The 21,838-nt window shown below is 38.5% G+C and carries 16 protein-coding genes; 8 read left to right on the top strand and 8 right to left on the bottom strand.

From position 1 onward, the window contains the following. Window positions 1-238 precede the first annotated feature (238 nt). The 3 genes from MHI39_RS03645 (at window position 239) to MHI39_RS03635 (ending at window position 4,848) form a co-directional block, all read left to right on the top strand. Window positions 239-2,200 carry an LTA synthase family protein gene (locus MHI39_RS03645; RefSeq protein ID WP_342540693.1) on the top strand — a complete coding sequence of 654 codons (1,962 nt, stop codon included), beginning with the start codon at window positions 239-241 and terminating at the stop codon, window positions 2,198-2,200. A 107-nt stretch (window positions 2,201-2,307) separates the two neighbouring features. Beyond that, the gene (locus MHI39_RS03640; protein ID WP_342540692.1) at window positions 2,308-4,203 is read left to right on the top strand and encodes an FAD-dependent oxidoreductase; all 1,896 of its coding nucleotides are present in this window, start codon (window positions 2,308-2,310) and stop codon (window positions 4,201-4,203) included. Between the two features lie 201 nt (window positions 4,204-4,404). Beyond that, the gene (locus tag MHI39_RS03635) at window positions 4,405-4,848 is read left to right on the top strand and encodes a GNAT family N-acetyltransferase (protein WP_342540691.1); all 444 of its coding nucleotides are present in this window, start codon (window positions 4,405-4,407) and stop codon (window positions 4,846-4,848) included. A gap of 44 nt (window positions 4,849-4,892) precedes the next feature. Here MHI39_RS03635 and MHI39_RS03630 read toward each other — a convergent pair whose 3' ends face one another. From MHI39_RS03630 to MHI39_RS03605, 6 genes are all read right to left on the bottom strand, one after another. Then, the gene (locus MHI39_RS03630) at window positions 4,893-5,873 is read right to left on the bottom strand and encodes a zinc-binding dehydrogenase (protein ID WP_342540690.1); all 981 of its coding nucleotides are present in this window, start codon (window positions 5,871-5,873) and stop codon (window positions 4,893-4,895) included. A gap of 152 nt (window positions 5,874-6,025) precedes the next feature. Continuing rightward, window positions 6,026-6,421 carry a DUF5367 domain-containing protein gene (locus tag MHI39_RS03625; protein ID WP_259548862.1) on the bottom strand — a complete coding sequence of 132 codons (396 nt, stop codon included), beginning with the start codon at window positions 6,419-6,421 and terminating at the stop codon, window positions 6,026-6,028. Beyond that, complete coding sequence (locus MHI39_RS03620) at window positions 6,418-7,008, bottom strand: TetR/AcrR family transcriptional regulator (protein WP_259548860.1); 591 nt, start codon at window positions 7,006-7,008, stop codon at window positions 6,418-6,420. The genes MHI39_RS03625 and MHI39_RS03620 overlap by 4 nt, the downstream gene beginning before the upstream one ends. 257 nt (window positions 7,009-7,265) lie before the next feature. Further along, window positions 7,266-7,706 carry an SRPBCC family protein gene (locus MHI39_RS03615; RefSeq protein ID WP_058005185.1) on the bottom strand — a complete coding sequence of 147 codons (441 nt, stop codon included), beginning with the start codon at window positions 7,704-7,706 and terminating at the stop codon, window positions 7,266-7,268. Between the two features lie 258 nt (window positions 7,707-7,964). After that, on the bottom strand, window positions 7,965-9,083 hold the full coding sequence (locus MHI39_RS03610; RefSeq protein ID WP_058005186.1) for a polysaccharide deacetylase family protein: 1,119 nt from the start codon (window positions 9,081-9,083) through the stop codon (window positions 7,965-7,967). A gap of 231 nt (window positions 9,084-9,314) precedes the next feature. After that, a complete protein-coding gene (locus MHI39_RS03605) occupies window positions 9,315-12,965 on the bottom strand; it encodes a S8 family serine peptidase (RefSeq protein WP_083498449.1) in 3,651 nt (1,216 codons plus the stop codon). 366 nt (window positions 12,966-13,331) lie between these two features. On the opposite strand from MHI39_RS03605, the gene MHI39_RS03600 reads away from it, so the two are divergent. Next, window positions 13,332-14,297, top strand: coding sequence for a LytR family transcriptional regulator (locus MHI39_RS03600; protein ID WP_058005187.1), 966 nt, complete (start codon window positions 13,332-13,334; stop codon window positions 14,295-14,297). 39 nt (window positions 14,298-14,336) lie between these two features. On the opposite strand, the gene MHI39_RS03595 is transcribed toward MHI39_RS03600, so the two are convergent. Together MHI39_RS03595 and MHI39_RS03590 are read right to left on the bottom strand one after the other, a co-directional pair. Further along, complete coding sequence (locus MHI39_RS03595; protein ID WP_058005188.1) at window positions 14,337-15,485, bottom strand: metallophosphoesterase; 1,149 nt, start codon at window positions 15,483-15,485, stop codon at window positions 14,337-14,339. Window positions 15,486-16,185: 700 nt separating this feature from the next. Further along, complete coding sequence (locus MHI39_RS03590; protein ID WP_058005190.1) at window positions 16,186-18,192, bottom strand: penicillin-binding transpeptidase domain-containing protein; 2,007 nt, start codon at window positions 18,190-18,192, stop codon at window positions 16,186-16,188. 184 nt (window positions 18,193-18,376) lie between these two features. Here MHI39_RS03590 and MHI39_RS03585 point away from each other — a divergent pair, with 184 nt between their 5' ends. From MHI39_RS03585 to MHI39_RS03570, 4 genes are all read left to right on the top strand, one after another. Next, window positions 18,377-19,417, top strand: a complete 1,041-nt coding sequence (locus tag MHI39_RS03585; protein WP_058005191.1) for a peptidoglycan endopeptidase — start codon at window positions 18,377-18,379, stop codon at window positions 19,415-19,417. A 229-nt stretch (window positions 19,418-19,646) separates the two neighbouring features. Further along, a complete protein-coding gene (locus MHI39_RS03580) occupies window positions 19,647-20,108 on the top strand; it encodes an HIT family protein (RefSeq protein WP_342540689.1) in 462 nt (153 codons plus the stop codon). Next, window positions 20,095-20,898 carry a protein phosphatase 2C domain-containing protein gene (locus MHI39_RS03575; protein WP_342540688.1) on the top strand — a complete coding sequence of 268 codons (804 nt, stop codon included), beginning with the start codon at window positions 20,095-20,097 and terminating at the stop codon, window positions 20,896-20,898. Before MHI39_RS03580 ends, MHI39_RS03575 begins: the two co-directional genes overlap by 14 nt. Before the next feature lie 18 nt (window positions 20,899-20,916). Further along, entirely contained in the window at window positions 20,917-21,732 is an 816-nt protein-coding gene (locus MHI39_RS03570) for a DUF2785 domain-containing protein (RefSeq protein WP_342540687.1), read from the top strand. Window positions 21,733-21,838: the final 106 nt, after the last annotated feature.

Below are 21,838 nucleotides of genomic sequence, written 5' to 3'. Positions count from 1 at the left end.
TTTCTTGAAAAATATAAAAATAGTTTTTTGGACTCATATATTATTAGAAAAAATGATTAAACTCGAAGGTACTCCTTCTTTCATGAGAACAGTGCTTAGTAGCCTTTTCTCTGAATACGATAACCAAAATTTCCTGTTGATAATTGGAAGTCAAACATGTATCGTAAAAATTAGTATGATTTTAATCATATTCCGACGATTTTTGTCGGTAGACTGTGGTTAGGAGGCGACATGTTTTTTGAATAAGATTTGGGCGTTTATAAAGGAGCATCTGGCGTTCATCATTTTCTTGATGCTCATTACATTGAAACTACACTTATTTTCGAAAAATACAAATACAACATTTCTTTTAGATAATCTGGGATATTTTAAAAATGGCTTTTCGGTACTCTTTAAGCAAGGAAGCTTTGAAGCCTTTTATACGGGGCTATTTTTAGTTAGCTTTGGGGCATTATTGCTTCTATCGTTCTGGACCTTGTTTATGTCAGGACGAAAACAGTTAATTGCCTTGTTTATTTTAGACCTTGTTATTAGCTTTATCGCGATTGCGGATATTATCTATTACCGTTATTTCCATGATATCCTGTCAATCCCGGTTCTATCACAAGCGAATCAAACAGGTGCAGTTAGTGGAAGTATTAAGGATTTATTTCAATGGAAGGATCTTGTCTTTTTCATTGATTTGATTATTCTCATTCCGATCATTATCTTCCTATATATAAGGAAGATTAAATGGAAGAAGCAGATCGGCTACCGTGGCAAAGCCGCTACCTCTGTACTCGTTGCAGTGATTGGATTTATCTTTGTCTATGCGCCGACACAAGATTATATTAGCAAGTATGGGAATGTACTGTTCAAGCAAAACTGGTACAATATGTCCTTATTTAATAAGACTGGGCTTATTGGCTTCCACGCCTATGATGCGTATAAGTTCGTCGATGAAACCTTTATCCATAAAACCGTGATTTCGAAGGAAGATAAAAAGAAAGCACAGGATTGGTTCAAGGAGCATCAAAAAACATTGGCAGCCAACTCACCATATGATGGCATTGCGAAAGGCAAAAACATCATTATGATTCAGCTTGAAGCATTTAATAACTTCTTCATTAATCAAAAGGTGAACGGCCAAGAGATTACACCAAATATTAATAAGTTAATTAAAGATAGTATGTATTATAAAAACTTTTACCATGAAGCCGCACAGGGGCGGACATCGGATGCAGAATTTTTAACAAATGAATCGATGTATCCTTTAACATCAGGTTCTGTCTATGTGCGTTATGGAAATCAGAAATTTGATGGACTAGCTACGAATCTTTCCAAGGCTGGTTACACCACTGCTGCTTTCCATGCCTATGAAAAAAGCTTCTGGAATCGTTATGTCATGTACCAAAACAATGGCATGCAGCATTTCTTCGGTAAAGATGATTTCAAGCCAGGGGAAATCGCTGGTTGGGCATTGGGCGACCGTCCATTTTTCCAACAGGCCATTGATAAGATGAAGACCTTTGATCAACCATTCTATTCCTTTATGATTTCATTAACGAGTCACCATCCATATGAAATCCAATCACAATATAAGGAATTGAATTTAGAAGGCTACTCAGGCATTTTCGCGAATTACTTACAATCTGTTCACTATACAGATAAAGCGATTGGTGAAATGGTCGAACGTTTGAAAAAAGAAGGATTATGGGATAAGTCAGTCCTCATTATGTATGGTGACCACGATTATGGGGTCAAGGAAGATGCGAATATGACGAAGATCGCTGGTGTGGAAAATACACCATTGAATGTCGAGCGATTATACAATCAAGTACCCCTCATCATCCATTTACCGAATGATGCAGGAAAAGGTATTTATGAGAAAACGGCTGGACAGTTAGATATCGCACCAACCATCTTCCATCTACTTGGTATGAAACCTAACAATCTTTACATGATGGGAAGCAATATTGTATCCAAAGAAGATAATCTCGTTGTCTTCCGCTATGGATCCTTTACGAATGGGAAGGTGTATTATAAAGCATCCCAAGATGGTGTGTTCAGCAACGGAATTTGTTATGATTTAAAAACTGAACAAGAATCCGATGTCCAACAATGTAAAGCTGGATATGATGAATCCCGCGAACGTCTCACGATTTCCGACCATATGATTATGGGAAATTTAGTGACGGAGTTTGAAGGGAAACAGAAATAAATTCTAATAGGTGACGAAAACTTTCATTTCAGGCTTTCGTCACCTTTTTTCAAGAGGAGTAATTCGGGGGGCATTTACTCACTAAAATGAATGAAAGGTAGAAGCGAATGAAGAACAAAAAAATACTTATTCTCTGCTTGGCTTTGGTCATTGTGATTGCTTTATTTTTTCCTTTAAAGAAGCTTTACAATCAATCAAGGAATCAAGACAAGCCTGCGGAAAGTAGCAAAGAACTCACTACTGTTAAGCCGTATAAACATCCTGAATTGAAGGAAAGCTATGATGTTGTTGTCGTTGGTGGAGAACCTGAAGGGGTAGCAGCTGCTGTTGCCGCCGCTCGATCTGGTTCAAAAACACTCCTCATCGAGCATCGTGATGGACTGGGCGGTTTATTCACCTATGGAATGTTGAACTTTCTAGATTTAAGCCAGGATAAGAAAGGGGCACCTGCTAATACAGGAATCTTTTCTGAATGGCATAAGCTCGTAGGAAATCAAACAGGCTTTGATATTAAAGAAGGCAAGCTTGCTTTTCTAAAGCTTGTTCAGGACGAGCCTAATTTAACCCTTAGCTTAGAAACACAGTTAGTCGATGTTGTGAAAGAACAAAATCAACTTACAGGAATTAAAATTAAAGATGCCCAAGGGCAAGAAAAAACGATTGAAGCAAAGGCATTTATCGACTCAACCCAAGACGCTGATTTAGCAGTTAAGGCCGGTGCTCCATATTTTGAAGGTGGCGAGGATATTGGCTTGAAGGACCGCAAAATGGCGGTTACTTTAATGATCCACTTAAAAGGCGTTGATTGGGAAGAGATGAGAAAGGCAGCCGCGAAGGGATTGTTTGGCGGCGGTAATGTCCGCGCAACCGTTGGCTGGGGATTCACTGGCCTACATACAGCCTATAAACCAACCTTAGAGAATACTAGATTACGTGGCTTAAACATCGTGAAGCAAAAGGATGGCACCGTCTTCATTAATGCCCTACAAATCTTTGGTATTGATGGACTCGACCCTGAATCAAAACAAAAAGCCATCGAAATAGGTAAGCAGGAAACGAAAGGCGTCGTTGAATTTTTACAAAAGAACTTCCCAGGCTTCGAAAAAGCTGAAATCGTCGACTATCCGAATGAGCTATATGTTAGAGAAACACGCCATATTAAAGCTGAATATGCCGTGAAAATGTCTGATGTATGGGAAAACCGTGATCAATGGGATAGCATTGGCTTTGGCGCCTATCCTTCTGATGTCCAAGCAACATCACCACAGGATTACGGCTATGTCATGGCCGCACCTGTTCAATATGCAATACCATTCCGATCTTTAGTTCCACAGAAAATTAACGGATTACTCGTAGCAAGTAAGGCAAGTGGCTATTCATCACTCGCTGCTGGAAGTGCCCGCGTCGTTCCAACAGGAATGTCAGCTGGACAAGCTGCTGGTGTTGCCGCATCGCTAGCTATAAAAAATGATATTTCCTTCCGGGATATGAGTAAAGACAAAAAGCTGATAGAAACATTACGCGATCAACTTGAGGATCAAGGGGCGAAGCTCTACCATTTTGATATTAAATACAACTATCAAGGAGAATGGTACTATCCTGCGGTGCAAAAGCTCCTCAATTACGGAGCAGTCGTAGGTGGCTATGAAAACAAGCTTCCGGTTGACAAACCATTTAGTGAAAAGTTCTTCTTCTACTTCCTAGCGAATACAAAACGTATTTCACCAGTCGTGGAACAAAAGTATAACAATGGAATCATGGCTGTGAAGGACTTAGCAGCTGAAGATGATACACCGGTTACACGAAACAAAGCTGCACAAATGATCATGACCTATTTCGGTGAACCAGCTACTGGTGACCAAGCATGGAAAGCATTAATGCAAAAAGGCATCGTGAATGATACCTTTACCGATCATGTAAAAGAAGATCGTGAGCTAAAAGGGAAAGAAGCGTATTATTTAGCTTACTTAATGTATCAGTATATTGAAAAGGAAACAAAGTAAAAGATTGGAGCGTGGGAATCTAAGATTCTCACGCTTTTTTTGTTGTGGTGGTTGATTGTGCGTGTGGTTTTTACAATCCATTTGAATCAGCTAACATCTCTCATATAATACCTGAATTTTGTATTTTGTTGCATTTACAACAAATTATTTTTCTTATATACTTTTAATAGAGACTAGTATAAATCCAGAAGGGGCTAATAAATGAAAACATCAAAAAGAGTGACGAGAGATGCTGAGTTGAAAATTGCATTTTCTATCAGAGAAGAAGTATTTGTTAAGGAACAAGGCGTACCACTTGCAGATGAATTCGACGAATTTGATTCATTGGATGCAGACTGTGAGCATGTTTTAGTATATTACCATGAAAAACCGGTAGGAACAGGCAGAATCCGAATGGTTGATGGCGTAGGTAAATTGGAGAGAATTTGTATATTAGAGCCATACCGTAAGTTTGGACTTGGTAAAGTAATCATTTATGCATTAGAGGAAATAGCCGTTGAACAAGAAGTGACTAAAGTCAAATTGCATGGTCAAACACAAGCAGAAGGATTTTATAAAAAGCTTGGATATGAAACCTCATCAAGTGAATTTATGGAGGATGGGATTCCTCATATTTTAATGACTAAAACACTTAAAAGCTTGTAGACAATGATACTGTCTACAAGCTTTTATTGAGAGGCAAATCACGTTCACCCATTACCTCTTACATCTAACAATATCTTTCCGGTACTTAATCTACTCTCAATTAATTGATGGGCTAATTGAGCATCTTTTAATGGAAAACGATGACCGATTTCGAACTTTAGCTTCCCTTCACTTATATACTTTAGGACCTGTTTAGCTGTAGTCTGCAAAGAGTCTGGTCGCTGCATTCGAGTGGTGCCTAAACTAAAGCCAAGGATAGAGCGACAACTGGAGTGAAGATCGCTTGTTTTAATGGTCCCTGCCTTTCCACTAGAATGACCGAATTGAACGAATCGTCCATATGGAGCTAGACAAGTTAAGCTTCTTTCCGTCATTTCCCCTGCGATAGAGTCTAAAACGATCGATACCCCTTTGCCATCAGTAAGTTCATTTACTTTTTCCTCGAAGTTTTGATAGGTAACCACATGATCAGCACCCGCTTTTAATGCGATTGATGCTTTGTTTTCATTTCCGACTGTTCCTATCACTTTCCCAGCACCTAAAATTTTTGCTAATTGAATCGCAGTTGTCCCTACTCCCCCAGCTGCAGCATGAATAAGGATGGTTTCCCCTTTTTCTATCCTCGCTATATCCGCCAGCAATTTATAGGAAAGAAAGGATACCGTTGGACAAGCGGCCGCCGTATCAAAATCAATCGTGTCGGGTATTTCAAATGTAAGATTCTGTTCAGCCACTGCATATTCTGAATATGAACCACTCGCTGGAAAAGCAATGACTCGTTGTCCAATCTGTAAATGTTGAACCTTTGATCCCTTCTCGACTATGGTTCCAGCTACATCGAGCCCGGGCACAAATGGCAGTTTCCCACTACCTTTTTTACCGTATCTTGCCTTTACATCCGCATAATTGACACTTGTTTTCTCCACCTGAATCAATACTTGCGTAGGTTTGATCGTAGGAATATCTATATCCATGTATTTCATCACTTCAGGCTTGCCGAATTCAGTAACAACGATTGCTTTCATATGTATCCCCCTTCGATTATATGTTGGTTTACATTTTAAAGGAATTTCTTCAGAGGGAATATGACTAATAATTTATACTTTTATATAAAAAAATCTTATGGTTCCTATGAATAAAAAAAATGGTGACTGAAAAATCACCATCATTCCCTTCCTTATAAAGATCTTTTTTTGTATATCATTGCAGGGATCAATAAATATAAGGCATAGGCAAAAGACATCCATGCGGTAAAAGCAATAATCTGTGAATCGCTTAGCTTTGGAAAAATGAACTGGTGATTGGATAAGGAAAATGTGTCCAAGGCTAAACCAATAATCGTACCAATGACTCCGAATTTTAATGCTGCCTTTTTGGTTTTATCAAATAAAAGATACACATACGTAACACCCCAAAGTACAAATCCTGTGCAAAATAATAATAAGACAATACTGATCACATAATGATTTGTTCCAGGGCTAACAAGAACACGATCTCCGAAAAGTACAAAAAAGAGTGTAGCCAATAGCCATACAATCAACCCCCATACCGCTGTAACGATATAGCCTTTCATTCATTGCCCTCCCTATTTAGCAAATTCCCAAGTCCTTTAAGCAACCGTTCAATTTCTTCGTATGTTTTATCTACTGGAAAATCCTTTTGAACTAACGCCTGGAGCGCTATCCCATCAACTACCGCATTTAAAAGAATTCCCCATGTCTCAAGGGTAACGCCTTCAATTGGTGACTTGGTCCATAGATTGGTTAAATTATTCGTTAAAGCATTATTTTCTGCTACCATAACATCGCCTAATTGACTTCTTATTTTTTCATTATTAAAGCTTGAAGTAACTAGCGTAAAAAATAATTTATGAAAAAAAGAGTCATGTGAACAGCGACTTTTAGCAGACTCAATTGCTTGGCTTATGATATAGGAATGATCTTGCTGTGAAATTTCAGTCCAAGAACTTTCGCAAATATCCTTAACCATATCTAATAGCAATTGTTCCTTTGTTTTAAAATGGTAATAGATTGTTCCTTGTGTTACCCCTGCTTCTTCTGCGACTGCTCTCAAAGTAAATTTCTCTATTCCCTTATCAACCAAACACTCCTTCGCATATTGAATTAATTCATGCTTACTTACGACATTTGGCTTTGCCATTTCTTCACCACCTTTTTAGTTATTCAACTGACTAACTTTATAGTAATGGAAAATTCCGATATTTACAATCGTTTCTTTGCTGGAGTGAAATATTTTGGAGTTAGCTTTAGTACACTTGTTTAGTGAGTTTTTTGAAGGATTAGTGGATATGATTTAGGAGAAATATAAAAAGGGCTAACCTTAGCCCCTTTCCATACTTACATTTTTTTTGCTTTGATTGAAATGATGATTATCATAGCATTGACTTAACCATGCAACTAATGAATAAATGAACCTCTCAAAGTTGTAATCCCGTTTTCTAAGTACGCCTTTAAGCAGGTTAACGCAAAGACCCAGCCTTCCTTTTGCCCTAACATCGTGTTCACGATTTCAGGATCATCCTCATTAAAGCCTGATTCAGTTACTTCTATACGGGTACTTGCCTGATCTAACTCTACAAATAAGATAGTAACGATCGTTTCTTGATCTTCAGGTCCCCAGGAAAACACGATTTTCTTATTTTCCTCAACTTCTACCACATGGATTTTCCCCTCTGCATTGTATTCATCATATCTTAATGTAATATTTTTGCCTTGCTCCCATCTTTCCGAACTGGAGGAGAACCAGAAGTTTCCTATTTTTTCGGGATCTACGATTGCCTCGAATACTTCACTAGCAGGCTTCACTATTTTAAATTTTGTTGTTACTTGAGTATCCATTCTTACTCAACTCTCTTCTTGTATATTTAGTTCTATTATAAAACATTGTTCAAACTATTCAAATATCAAATAAGAGAGGATAACCGTATCCCCTCTTTTATTATTTCGTATTTCTACGTTATATATAACTATTCAACCCGGTTTCTACGGAATTTTTGAATGTTTCAACGTTGTCTCTCTGGATTCTACTAATTCACATTCTGTTTTTCCGCTATCTTAAATGAATCTACGATCGCTCCACCAACTACTACTGCTCTCTTAAATCTTCCTCCGATCCCAGAAGTTATACGCCTCAATATCATTGGTAATTGGCAATAGCTCATATCCGTTTTCCTTTAAGTAGCTGAGGACGGCAGGTAGAGCGTCTGCAGTTGTTGCTTTGTCGTGGAACAGGATTAATGGTGAGGTTCCACTCTTTTGTAGGGCTTTAATTTGATTGATTGTATAATTAGCTGTTTTTGGTCCGTTTAATAGTTTCCAGTCTAGACTATCAACATTCCAATCCCACATTTGGTAGCCTTTTGCATCCATCGCCTTGCGGTAGTTTGTGGTCATATATGGTTTGCTGCCATATGGAACTCGGATAACAGTAGAGTGCTGTCCTGTAATTTTTGCTAATGTACTTAAACATGTATTCATTTCACCAACTGCTGAGGCTGGGGAACGGTAAAATTTTTGTTGATCATGGGTCACCCCGTGACAGCCAACTCCATGTCCTTCGCTAACCATTTCTTTGACAACGGTTTGGTGCGCGGCCATATTGTCATTTAGCATGAAAAAGGTTGCCTTGGCATCATATTTTTTTAAAATATTCAGGATTCTTTCGGTATGTGCATTTGGTCCATCATCAAAGGTGAGGTAAGCGACCTTCCCTGGTTTTGTTGTTGTCTTTGTTAGTTCCTTTTTATATTTTTCATAGATTTGTTCATTTGTTAATTTTGCGTTTTTATCTGTAATTCTAGCAAAAGATCCTTTTTGTACATATTCAACTTGGTAACCGAAATATTCACCGATAAATCGGTATGGTGCAACCATTTGATTATTTACAAGATGGAGTGATACCTTCTGCTTTCCACCAGATTCCGTTATGATCATATTTTGCTTCAGATCAAGGGATAGTTTTCTTGATGCTTTCGTCAAAATAGCTATCTGCTTTTGCTGATCCCAGTTCACATCGACTCCTAATGATTGAGAAAAGAGACGAATTGGGACGTAGGTTACGTTATTTGACATAAATGGTTTAACATCTTTAAATTTTATCAATTCATCATTTATGACGATGGAAGCTGGCCCTGTTGAGCTCGCTTCAGCTTTTCCACTGAAGAAGCCTAATGCACAAATAAGACTCAGAAGTAGAATCATTGAAATTTTTTTCATGAGAAATTTCTCCCCTTTATTTTATCTCTTTTGTTTTTGTCGAAGCATGGAAAATAATATATTAGTAGATTATGGTAATAATCTATAGCCGTCAATAAAAATTTATTTAGGGCTTGTTCCTCCCTAATTAATATGAAGTTTACTAGAGTTTATGTATGGTAATTGAAAACTATGATTAAAAAAAATAACGAGGCTACCCTTATGTTGGGCATCCTCGTTATTTGATCATTTTTATTTTCCTCTTTTAATTTTTACTTCCTTCGTTGTTTCATTTCCGGCAATATCTACTACTTTGAAGACAAACGTATTTTCACCTTCGTTTAGATTTACATCATATTCAATCGTTTTATTGAATGCACGCATTTGATATGGTTCCTTCAGTTCCTGCGCAAAGATTTCACTGTCATTGACATAAACACGGATATCGTCGAAATTATCTTGGACATCTAAGGATACTCTTACTTTATCTGTGTCTTTATCAACAGTCGCCTTTGTGCCTTTAACCTTTAGCTTAGGTGCAGTGGTATCAACGATATATGGACGATTAATTTCGTGGAAGTTGCCACTTGCATCATACGCGATTAATTTCGTTTCGTAGATTCCATCCTTTTTCACTTTTAAAGTGGTGCTAAATTCGTATTTATTTGCTTCTGTTTCTTTTAAATCAACCTTTTGGTCACCAATTTTTAAAGAAGTTACTTTTGATTTGTCTGTGACATAACCGGAGAATTCAACTTCTTTCGTATTTAAGGCGTCCATAAATTCAGGTGTCAGTAAATGGATCGCAGGCTTTGTAACGTCAGTGCCGTAAGTGATAACCTGCTCAGTCTTATTTCCTGCATTATCGTAGGCAACCACCTTTAACTCTTGATCTGGCGCTACGATTTTTTCCAATGTATGCTTGTGATCATCCATTGAATAATAAGCTTCATTCGTTACTGATTTTCCATCCACAAGTACATCCCAATAAGCTAATCCGCTTCCGCCTTGGTTATCAGATGCTTGCACTGATACTGTTTGCGTTTCACTATTAAAGCTTGCTTCTAGCTTTGGCTTTGTTACATCGACTTTAACCGGTAATACAATGGTTTGTGGTTGAGCTTCTGGATAGTCGATGACGCCAGTAACAGCTAGATAATATTGGCCTTCCTTCGCTACTTGGCCATTGATTTTCCCATCCCAGCCAGTTTCGATATCTAAATGGAATTGAGTGGATTGTCCTGAATCATAGCCATCCTTGCGAACATTCTTATCTGTACGGAGCGTGCGAATTTCTTTACGATCCTTATCTAATACAACATATTTTACTTCTTTTGCATTTCTTAAGAAGGATAGGATTGGTACAGCATTATCTTGGACACCATCTCCATCTGGAGAAAATGCAATTGTATTCGGATCAACTTTACCTGTTCTTGGATTGACTCCGATGAAATCGAAATCATCGTCAATGGATGTAGTCACACCTGTCACGCCATAGAATGAGCGAGCTTCCCAAGATGGCTGATCAAAGATCGGTGCTGAATCCCATTTCCCTTTAAATCCAGTATATGGAACAGTTAATTCTGGATTTTTATCAGATGGATCTGTGAATGTAACAAATCCTTCTAACCAATATCCATTAGGGAATTGCTTACTTAAATCAGCATCTCCTTTTACTACACTTACTCTCACTTCTACTTTCGCTGTGCTATTTGCTGGAATGTTAATAGTGGACGTTTCTTTACCGTTCACCGTTACATACGCAAGGCCTGCTTTTACTAAATCACGTGAGCCTTGTGTATTTGGTTGAACGAATAATTGATTGTCTTTAGAGACAGTTTTATCTGTTTGGGCATTTGCATGTGCCTCATACGTTACTTCTTTATCTGTTAAGTTTTTAGCTGTTAATTCGAATGTGACGAAATCAGATTTTACTTCTTTTAAAGCTACTTTTGCTTCATTTGTTATCGAATCAGTGACAGTCACTGGTGTTGTTAGTGCAGCATTTAACTGCATTAAGCCTGCACCTTGACGTCTTGGAGAGACGAACACATCATTTAATGTAACTGGTGATGCTGTATTCATTAAAAGATTTTTTGCTAGCTTCACACGCTCAGCATTTTTCATCGTCCCATTTAACTGATTGCGAACACGTTCAAGTACAAGTGCTGCTCCACCTGAAACATGCGGCGCTGCCATCGATGTTCCACTCATCAATCCATACTTATTATTGTTTAATGTTGATAAAATTTGTCCACCTGGTGCAGTGATTTCTGGTTTGAAATCAAGGCTTGGTGTTAATCCCCATGAGGAGAACGCACTCATTTTTCCTGCATCAGGATTCGTAATTGTCTGCTGCTCCCCTTTAAAATCAAGAGTTACTTTTTTGCCACCAGCTAAAGCCGCTTTGATGTTATCCCCATCACTCTTTAACATGAACAAATAAGGAATGGTAATCTTAGCATCAGTTGCCATATTCACAATCCCATCGGAATTATTGTAGATGATGACCCCGATGGCTCCTGCTGCTTGAGCGTTTAATGCTTTATCTGTAAAAGCAATCTCTCCACGTTGAACGAGAGCGTATTTTCCTTTAAAATCCTTACCTGCAAATTCTTCTGCTTTTCCTAATCCTGCATCTAGGATTTCAAAGCTTTTTTGCGTATAGTCTTTCGGATGAGTACTTCCAGCTGATAAAAAGGCGGCATTTACCGGATCCTGTCCATCAACGGTATATGATAATGCATCGACATCCATATTTGTATTTTCATAGGCTGCAACCTGAAGTGATTCAGTTGCTAGACCTGGTGAACCGACCACCCCATAATCTGGGTTGGATGCAAATGGAGTACTATATCCATCTCCTAAAAGTGCTGAGTTCCCAGCAGAGATTGACATAAGAATTCCACTATCTGTTGCGCGCTTGATAGCTTCCTGTTCTGGATCATCAGCGGCGACAAATCCTGCAGTCGATCCTAAGCTCATATTAAGGACATCCGCTCCAAGCTTGATCGCGTCATCAATCGCTTTTACATATACATCACTATACGTACTCTTCATTTCAGGATCATTTCCAAACACCTTTAATGCAAGTAGCTGTGCTTCAGGTGCGATCCCTTGAATTCCACCATTTTCCTCGTCACCATTTGCTGCAACTGTACCCGCTACGTGCATTCCATGCATGGATGCTCCTGCGGTACTATCAATGATATCGCTGTTTTTATCCATATAGTTATAGCCATATGGTACCTTCGCCGTATAGTATTTTCCTGGAAGATTATTCGCTAGCTTAAGCTTCGTCACTCCATCCTTTGTGAGTGTTGCGGAAGCATCATCTGATAGTTTCATATCTTTATGATTATAGTCAATGCCTGTATCGATAATTCCAACGATCATACCTTGACCTTTAAATCCAGTTGTTCTCCATGCCTTTTGAGCCTGTACAAGCTCTTTACTATATTTCATTTCTGGTTGAACTTTTGGCATATCATACTTATGAACTACTTGGACTCTTTTTACGTTCGGAATTTTTTCTACTTTTGCAATATCGCCTTGCTTAATTTCTGCACTAAAGCCATTGACGACTGTTGTAAAATTATGTAGAAATTTGGCGTTAACTTTTTGCTCACTAATTTGAGTCTTCACTTTATTCTGACTCTTAATTGCGTCATTTTCTAACTCTTCTTTTGTTTTTTCATTTAATTCGCTAAATTTCATGCCCTTTTCTGTAGCGATATTAATTTTGGGATCATCTTTTAGTTCAATAATGACCCGAACATTTTCATTATTGCTTGCTTTGATTTTTCCCGTTTGCGGTGAAGCCACCTTTGGACTTGCACCTAATGCTGTGCTAGAAAATGCTAAAAGAAAGATTAATAATATTGCTGCACTTCTTTTGATCAATTCTGCTCCCCCTTAAGTTTGATAATTTTTTCTTACTCTAGTTGTATTAATATTCTGCTAATTTAAGAATAACATATTTTATATATATAGTAGGATCATCATTTTCGACATATTTTCCTTAATATCCGACTCGATTCGATTTCTTCTTTCCGCATTTGGTTATTTCTGCTATTCTTGTGTAGTAGGACTAGTGGTCTAAAGTGTACGAATGACCTAGTTACATAGATTTAAATATATGGAAAACATTTAAATTTAACCCTTTATTTACATAGCCGTTCTAATTCATCACGAACACTAGCCTTGAACAGGCGTTTTTCGTATACATTTGACCTTGTATGGCAAATATTCATAGAAAGGGAAACATTTATGGAAGAAAAGAAAAGTAAGAAGAAAAAAATATTAATCATCGTTTTAAGTATTTTAGGAGTGTTTATTTTAGGTGGCGGCGCCTTCGCCTATTCGGTGTATCACAACATCAATCAGACAGCTAAGAAAATTCATCAACCAGTCGTGAAGCGTGAGCAACCAGTGAAACGTGAAAAGGAAGTTACCCTAAAGGAACGTGATCCATTTTCCGTACTATTACTAGGAGTCGATAAACGGAAAAATGATAAAGGACGATCTGACACGATTATCGTTCTTACCGTCAACCCAAATAAAAAGTCTGTTGAAATGTTAAGTATCCCTCGGGATACACGAACTGAAATTGTTGGTAAAGGCACTACAGATAAAATCAATCATGCCTATGCCTTTGGTGATGTTGAGATGTCGATGGATACCGTAGAGAAATTTCTAGGTATTCCAATTGATTATTATGTGATGGTCAATATGCAAGGATTTAAAGATGTCGTGAATGCTGTAGGCGGAGTCGACGTCAAAAACGACTTAGAATTTACAGCAGGGAAAGAAACATTTGCTGTTGGTGATTTGCATTTAAATGGTAGTCAGGCATTAAAGTATTCGCGTATGCGTCATGATGATCCACGTGGTGATTTCGGTCGTCAAATGCGTCAGCGTCAAATTATTGATTCTATCCTTGAAAAAGGTGCCAGCATCTCCTCTCTTTGGACATATGATGACATCCTTGATGCAGTTTCGAAAAATTTAAAAACGAATTTAACATTAGACGATATGGTAGATATCCAAAGTAAATATAAGGATCTTCGACATAATATTAAACAATTCCAAATTAACGGTGACGGCAAAATGATCGACGGAGTTTGGTACTATCTTGTACCAGAGGAGGAACGCCAAGCAGTTTCCAATCGTCTAAAAGAACATTTAGAGCTACCGGCAACTACGGAGAGTGTAAAGACTGAAACACCTCAATAGGCAGAGCATGCAAAAAAGAAAGTAACCTTTCCAAATAAGTTACTTTCTTTTTTTTCTTGCTGTTTTCTTCTGATAATATTCGATCGTTTTCTCATGATCTTCTCGTACGGCATCTACAATGGACTTATCACTACTAACAGTAGCTTTCTTTTTTTTCTTGATAGTTTTCACAATGGGGACTGCCTTTGATTTTGACTGAGTGACTCTCCATCTACCTTCCTGCTGCTCAATAATGAGGTCAACGATTCCGAGGTAATTCCCCCAGCTACCTGCCTCTACTCCTGCTACTCCATTAATCGTACCTGCTTTATTGTCTACACCTTCAATGTTCTTGAACCTCGATTGATCTGGAAAAACGACATGTCGATGGCCAAAGAGGATAACATCAATGCCCTCAATTTTACTCAGCGGATACACTTCATCTTGTTCGTTCTTTGTAGCGTCAAGTCCGGAATGTGCGAGTGCAATGATGATGTCTGCCCCCTCCTCCTTCATTCTCGGAATGAAATACTCGGCTGTGGAGACAATATCCTTAACCTTGACCATCCCTTCTAAGCTTTTCTTTTCCCACTGCATCACCTTAGGTGTGACAAAACCAATGACCCCGATATTCACCGGATGCTTAATGCCAAATGCATCCACCACTTTCTTCCGAAGAATGACATACGGTTCATAAAAATTCACATCATCAAAATCAGTATTATTATAATCATTGATAAAGATATTCGCGTTTACATAAGGAAAATTCGCACCTGAAATTGAATGATGCAGAAAATCAAACCCGTAGTGGAAATCATGGTTTCCAAATGTCGCAGCATCATAATGAAGGAGGTTCATCGCTTTAAAAACGGGATGTACATTCCCCTCTTCCACCTTCCCCTTTTTGGCAGCAAATTCAGCAAGCTCATTCCCTTGCAATAAATCACCGACATCAAATAAAAGCGTATTCGGTACCTCAGCCCTAGCATTATTAATCAAGCTAGCCGTCCGCACCAGCCCAAATTCATCTGTATATCTATTCTCCTCATAATCGAAATTCATCATCCGACCATGCAAATCCGTTGTCTCAAGAATCCTTAACTGAACAGGGGCTAATGTACTTTCCTCCGCAGCACCATATGGCATCACAGAAAAAAGCACAACCATTTCAATCACCAAAACCAATGTAACTACGATTTTCCTCTTCATACCGAGCACACCCCATTCCAGGAAAAAAATTCAACTGGATTTATAGAATGTGCCAAAGTGTGGAAAATCATTCATTTTCTTTGAGTGTGGATGGGAGTGAGTTTAGTATTTGGATTTCGTTGGGGATGAGGAGAAGTTTGGGTGAATTTTCGATTCCGTTGCCCGAAGTTTGAGGGGGATTTGTAGGAGTTGGGATCCCTTTTCGCGCGAATTTGATGTTGATTCGCGCAAATTCTGGTCTCTTTCGCGCGAATTGAGGATGATTTGCACGATTTCGGTTCTTTCGCACGAATTTGAGGCCATTTACACAATCTCGATTCTTTCGCACGAATTTGAGGACATTCGCACGTTTTCGTATCCTTTTCGCACGAATTTGATGTTGATTCGCGCAAATTCTGGTCTCTTTCGCGCGAATTGGGGATGATTTGCACGAATTTGATGTTCTTTCGCACGAATCGGAGGGTGATTCACACAATATCGGTTCTTTCGCACGAAGTTGAGGAACATTCGCACGAGTTCTAAATTCTTTCGCACGAATCTGATGTTGTTTCGCGCAAATTCTAAATCCCACTCACACAAAAGAGGTCGGTTCTTTCCTCCCACTAAGGGACAAGAGAACCGTCCCCCTGTCCCACCACACACAAAAAAGTCGGTTCTTTCGTCCCCACAAAGGGGACGAGAGAACCGACCCGCTGTCCCTCTATTTGAAGATATTTGCTACTTTTTCTACAACGATTTTACTGCCTCCGCCTTTTTGAACTCCTTCGATGAGGAGGGCGATGAGGAGGTCTTTGTTTTTGGAGTCGTATGCGACGAAGACGCCGTTTTCTTTTCCGTTTTTATCTTCTTTAGAGCTTTTTAGTTCTGCTGTTCCTGTTTTTCCAGCTAGTTCAACGTTTGGAAGGTTTGCTCGATGCCCCGTTCCACGTGGATCTGCGATTACTTGTCGCATCATTTTGGAGACGGCTTGTGCGTTTTCTGGACTAATGATTTTTTCCTTCCAGATTCCTGTATTCTTTTCATCTACTAAAAGATATGGTTTCAGCATGTCTCCTCCATTTAAAAATGGGGTATAGGCAGTTGCAAGCTGCAGGATATTGGTAAGCATTTGTCCTTGGCCATAGCCAGTATCCGCAAGCAAAATTCCTCCGTCCTTCAATGTTCCATCCGATGAGATTTGTGATTTTTTCAAAGGATAGGTAAAAGGAATTTCTTCAGCAAATCCGAAATTCTTTAATCCTTTCACAAATTTATCTCCGCCCATATCGAGTGCTGCCTGGGCAAAGAAAATATTATCCGAATACATTAGTGCGGTTTCCATGTTGATCGGGCCAGATGTTGCATGGACACGACTAATTTCGTATCCACCCCAGCTTCCACCTTTTCCCCATGTTTTGCCGCTAATCGTTTTCGTATCCGTCGTTTTCAAGGTTCCATTTTGCAAGGCAATTGCGCCCGTGATTGGCTTAATGGCTGAACCCGGTGCATAAGACAGGGCGAAGCGGTTAATTAAAGGCTGTAATGGATCTTTTTCAAGCTTCGAATATTCTTCACCTGATAGTCCTAAAGCAAATGCATTCGGATCAAAGGATGGAGAACTTACCAATGATAGGACTTCCCCAGTTAATGGATGAATGGCAGCAGCTGTACCTGCATTTCCTTTCATTTCATTATAAATTCTGCTTTGTAGCTCCCCATCAATCGTTACGGAAATATTTTTCCCGTTTTGCACTTCTTCTTCAGCAATTACTTCGTCCGATCCATCCGACTTGATAATCGAAATTTTTTCTCCGGCTTTTCCACGTAAATCCTCTTCAAATAATTGCTCTAAGCCACGTTTTCCAATAACACTGTTCGCGGTGTACCCTTTCCCTTTCTGCTTCTCTAATTCCTCTGCAGTAATGGGACCAACATAGCCAACTAAATGGGCAGCTGCTTCTCCGAATGGATACACTCTTCCCGAAGTATCTTGTTTATCTACTCCCGGTAGCGCCCATAATTTTTGTAATAAGGCTTCATTCTCTGATGAAATCTTTTTAATTGGCACAAACAAGTTCGGTTTCACCCAACCAGCATTTAGCTTGTTATCAATTTCCTCTACAGACATATTTAATAGTGAAGCCAGTTGGCTTTTCACTTCTGCATCCTGACCACCCATTTTTTCTGGGACAATTCCTACCTCATAGATTTCTCCATTAATCGCTAAGCCACTTCCGTTACGATCACGGATTTCTCCCCTTTGCGGACTAATCGTTTCAGGTACAATTTTATCTCCCTTTTCAAGTCCTGGTAAAATTAAATTTGGTTTCCAATCAATATACCAATTGGCTTGATCATCTTTTTCCTCTTTTTTCAGCGTCACTTTTTCTTCATAATTTACAGCGCCTGCCATCGTTTGAAACGATAGTTTGACTGGAACGGAGACCTTATCTTTCTTTTTATAGTCCTCTTCCTTTAACTTTTTAAAAGTAATCTTTACATCCTTAATCTCAAGATCCTTATAGATTTTCGGATATCTATCAACAAAGTCTTTCGATTTATATTCTTTCTTTGAATGAGATGAAAGATAATCTGAATACATTTTCTCAAAATTATTTTTTTCCCAAAGCTTTACATATTCATTGAATCTCTCATTAGGTGTCGGCTCTTTTTCACAAGCAGCTAATACGAATAATGAAAGCAAAATAAAAAAGATAGCTTTTTTCAAAAAAAAGACCTCCTTATTTTTTCGTAATTCTATTATACTCATTCTCTCTATCATCCATGAAGAAAATTATCTATGTATTTTTATTTGATAGGACTTTTCTCATATTTTCTAAAAATTAGTAGTACCTTGGTCGCGAAATTTGCTAGAATAGTAGACATAATAGAGAAAGAAGGGGAAATACGCTGTGAAAAAACCATTAGTGTCGGTTGCTGCAACCACGATTCTTACAACCGCCCTTGCTCCGCAAGCATTTGTATATGCAGATACATACAAGGTTCAAAAGGGCGATACCTTATGGAAAATTGCTAATAAATACGGGACATCTGTAGCAAAGTTAAAAGAATGGAATCAATTAAAGTCGGATAATATTCTACTTAATCAGTCCTTAATCGTATCTACTAGCAGTTCCAAACCTAATCAATCGCAAAGTGTTTCCAAACCAACTGTTTCTGATCAGAATCAAGTAAAAACATATGTCGTTAAAGCAGGCGACACCTTATCCAAAATTGCAAGCCTACATAATATCACTTTAGCTCAACTTCAAACATGGAATAATCTTAATTCTTATTTGATCTACCCTGGTGATACGTTGAAGGTATCTCAATCAACCGTTTCAAATTCAGGTTCAAATTCCACTTCAAATGCAAGCGATGTCAATCCAGCTGCCCCAACCTACACCGTAAAGGCAGGCGATACTTTAGGAAAAATCAGCTTAGAATTTGGAATGACCATTGAAGAATTGAAAAAACTAAACTCTTTAACATCTGATCTAATCTACGTAGGACAAACACTCATTACTAATTCAAATTCGAATCAAATCACTTCACCAAATAATGGGTCATCATCAACAGGTTACTCAAGTCAAAAACTAATTGATGTGGCGAATAAATACTTAGGTACTCCATATGTTTGGGCTGGAGCTGATCCTTCTGGATTCGATTGCAGCGGATTCATTTATTATGCGTTTAATCAAGCTGGAGTTCAAATTCCACGTACATCAAGCGAAGGATATTACGGACGTTCATATTATATAAATACACCACAGCTTGGCGACTTAGTCTTCTTTGCTGATACGTACAAGAAAGGCATATCCCATTTAGGAATATACATAGGAAATAATCAATTTATTCATGCAAGTGATAACGGTGTACAAATTTCATCATTAGATAACTCCTATTGGAAGGCACATTTTGATGGATTTAAGAGATTATATATTATAAATTAGTTTGGATTCTTGCAATTATACCTTATTATTTTTAAACCTTGTGACCACTCTTTCCCAGAGTCTCACAAGGTTTTTTCATTAGATATCCTCATTTAACTATCTGCCAATCTTCTACATACTTTCCCGGGAAATGTCATGTTAGGCTGAAAATAAATGTTTGCTGTAATAATATAGGAAACCGCTGCGAATTGTGTTATAATTCCGAAAATAAGAAGTTGGAGTGAGGATATTGGATAAGAATTGTTTCATTTGTGATAAGCATGCTGGAACCATACAAACAGCTGGAAAGACAATTTACGAGGATAAATATGTATATGTCGGTCATATCGATCATGGTGGAGAACCCTGCTATTTAGGCCATATTATGATTGATTTAAAAAGACATGTGCCTACACTTGGTGATATGAATATGGATGAGGCGAAAGCTTTTGGAGTGATCATAGCAAGAGTGAGTAAGGCTTTATTACGTACGGAAAATGCAGAACATATTTATTCCCTCGTATCAGGAAATTCTGTCCCTCATCTCCACATGCATCTTGTCCCCCGATATCCGAACACACCGATGGAGTATTGGGGACCGATGTCTGTTCATGATTGGCCGGATGCTCCGATGGGAGATCAGCAATTAGTATCTGAGCTTTGTGAACGAATCAAAAACGATCTCTTGGAGAATGATGATGAAGCAATTTAATTGGGTAGGAAGCGAAAGGAACTTTGTCGATAAACCAACTATCAACAATGTAGGTCCTATTACGGTAGGGCGTTTCGGGGGAAATTCCTCATCTGGTTCAAATAAAAACGAGGATGGCTGCCTCGTTTGGGTAGATGAAGAGAATGATTGGGAATTTGCAATGATCCTTGATGCCCACTATTCTGCTGAAAGTGCCGAGTTGGTTATTGAAACATTCACCAATAAGAAAGCGGAGATTGTGGATGTTTTAGTCCCTGCGGTTAAGAAAGATTTTAATAAAGTACTAGAACATAAGATTCTACATATTTTTCAGGGGGAAGAATGCCTGCAAGCTTGTCGTGAGGTAAAAGGTGAGACTGCTTGTTTAATTGTTGTACGTAAAGCTCAATTCGTGTGGTGGTTTTCTATTGGAGATTGCCTGCTTTACTTACATCATCCCGAACTTGCCACATTAGGTCAATACCAACTGAACCAAAGGCATTTTTATGAGTGGGTTGGTCAAGTCAATACATTTGAATTGGATGTCCCATGCTATAGCACTGGAACGAGAGAATTACGAAAAGGTTCAAATCACCTCTTTTTAACAACAGATGGGTTAGTAGAATGTCCAGGTGATCCTTTTTCAACGCCAGATAAAATCTTTCATAGTGGTACCGAGTTATCCTGCGAATATATGGTTCATTCGCTGTTTCACACTATTCAAGATCATCATGTTAGAGATAGCACAACCATCCTTACTTGGAAGATTGATGTCTCAAAGGAAGGATGCATACCTAGCGATCTTAAGTAACATCAGGAGGTTATTATATTGTTAAAAGAACAGCTATATGAAATTATTCGTCATGACTATGCCCTACCTAAGGGGCTAGATGAATTTGAATCCGTACAGCAAGTGATTGGTGTCCTTGGATCTACGGATGCAGAACTAAGGGATGAGTTGGGTTATCGTATTCTAGCAAATTGGTTGGTTAAGAAAAATTTTTTAACTGGTTCGCAATTGTCTGTCATTCTCGAGCAAGCGATCTCAGACGAAATGCTATTTGATAAAATTGACGATGCTGAATCGGATCATGTATTTACGCGTACGTTTTCCTCCTTACTTATTGCGCTTATTTTAATCCGTGATAATCGGGAAGAATTTTTAAGTGAAACTGCATTTTTTCAAGCGTTCGAGAGAATCGGTTTATATTGCCGTTTGGAAAAGGATTATCGTTCTTATGTGGAAGGAAAAGGTTGGGCGCATGGACCAGCACATATATCAGATGCTATTGATGAATGTGTTCGCCATCGCTTTACTGGACTAGATGAATGCGCCAAGCTTTGGGAAGGCCTTTTACACTTGATCGAAGGAGCTCCCCACGTATATGATGCGGAAGAGGATGAACGAATCACGATTCCTATCATTGCCATGGTAGAATCGGGTAAGGTTCCATTTTCAACTTTATGTGAATGGCTTGAACGCATTGAATTACCATCAGAAAAGGATCTAATTTCCATGACGCGACGCATCAATATCAAACATTTTATACGATGCCTTACATTTGGTTTACTTGCAAAAGGACTCGGAAAAGTGGAAGATTTAATCATCATCGAGCGCAAATTCAACCCTTTTGTGGCAAGTTGAATAGGAGCTAGTCGTTAATTGGATGAATGTATCTCAGGGATGGAATCTGAGGTACATTTTTTTGTATATAGTTTAATAAAATCTATCTTATTGATTGGGTCTCATG

The sequence above is a fragment of the Heyndrickxia sp. FSL K6-6286 genome, assembly GCF_038630395.1.
In the GTDB taxonomy this organism is placed as follows: Bacteria; Bacillota; Bacilli; order Bacillales; family Bacillaceae_C; genus Heyndrickxia; species Heyndrickxia oleronia.
This window is presented reverse-complemented; position numbering and strand designations above follow the sequence as displayed.

Coding starts and splice junctions, on each gene's coding strand:
- MHI39_RS03625 (WP_259548862.1), bottom strand. CDS start 6,421: ATGAAAGGCTATATCGTTACAGCGGTATGGGGGTTGATTGTATGGCTA.
- MHI39_RS03615 (WP_058005185.1), bottom strand. CDS start 7,706: ATGGATACTCAAGTAACAACAAAATTTAAAATAGTGAAGCCTGCTAGT.
- MHI39_RS03635 (WP_342540691.1), top strand. CDS start 4,405: ATGAAAACATCAAAAAGAGTGACGAGAGATGCTGAGTTGAAAATTGCA.
- MHI39_RS03600 (WP_058005187.1), top strand. CDS start 13,332: ATGGAAGAAAAGAAAAGTAAGAAGAAAAAAATATTAATCATCGTTTTA.
- MHI39_RS03610 (WP_058005186.1), bottom strand. CDS start 9,083: ATGAAAAAAATTTCAATGATTCTACTTCTGAGTCTTATTTGTGCATTA.
- MHI39_RS03595 (WP_058005188.1), bottom strand. CDS start 15,485: ATGAAGAGGAAAATCGTAGTTACATTGGTTTTGGTGATTGAAATGGTT.
- MHI39_RS03575 (WP_342540688.1), top strand. CDS start 20,095: ATGAAGCAATTTAATTGGGTAGGAAGCGAAAGGAACTTTGTCGATAAA.
- MHI39_RS03630 (WP_342540690.1), bottom strand. CDS start 5,873: ATGAAAGCAATCGTTGTTACTGAATTCGGCAAGCCTGAAGTGATGAAA.
- MHI39_RS03640 (WP_342540692.1), top strand. CDS start 2,308: ATGAAGAACAAAAAAATACTTATTCTCTGCTTGGCTTTGGTCATTGTG.
- MHI39_RS03620 (WP_259548860.1), bottom strand. CDS start 7,008: ATGGCAAAGCCAAATGTCGTAAGTAAGCATGAATTAATTCAATATGCG.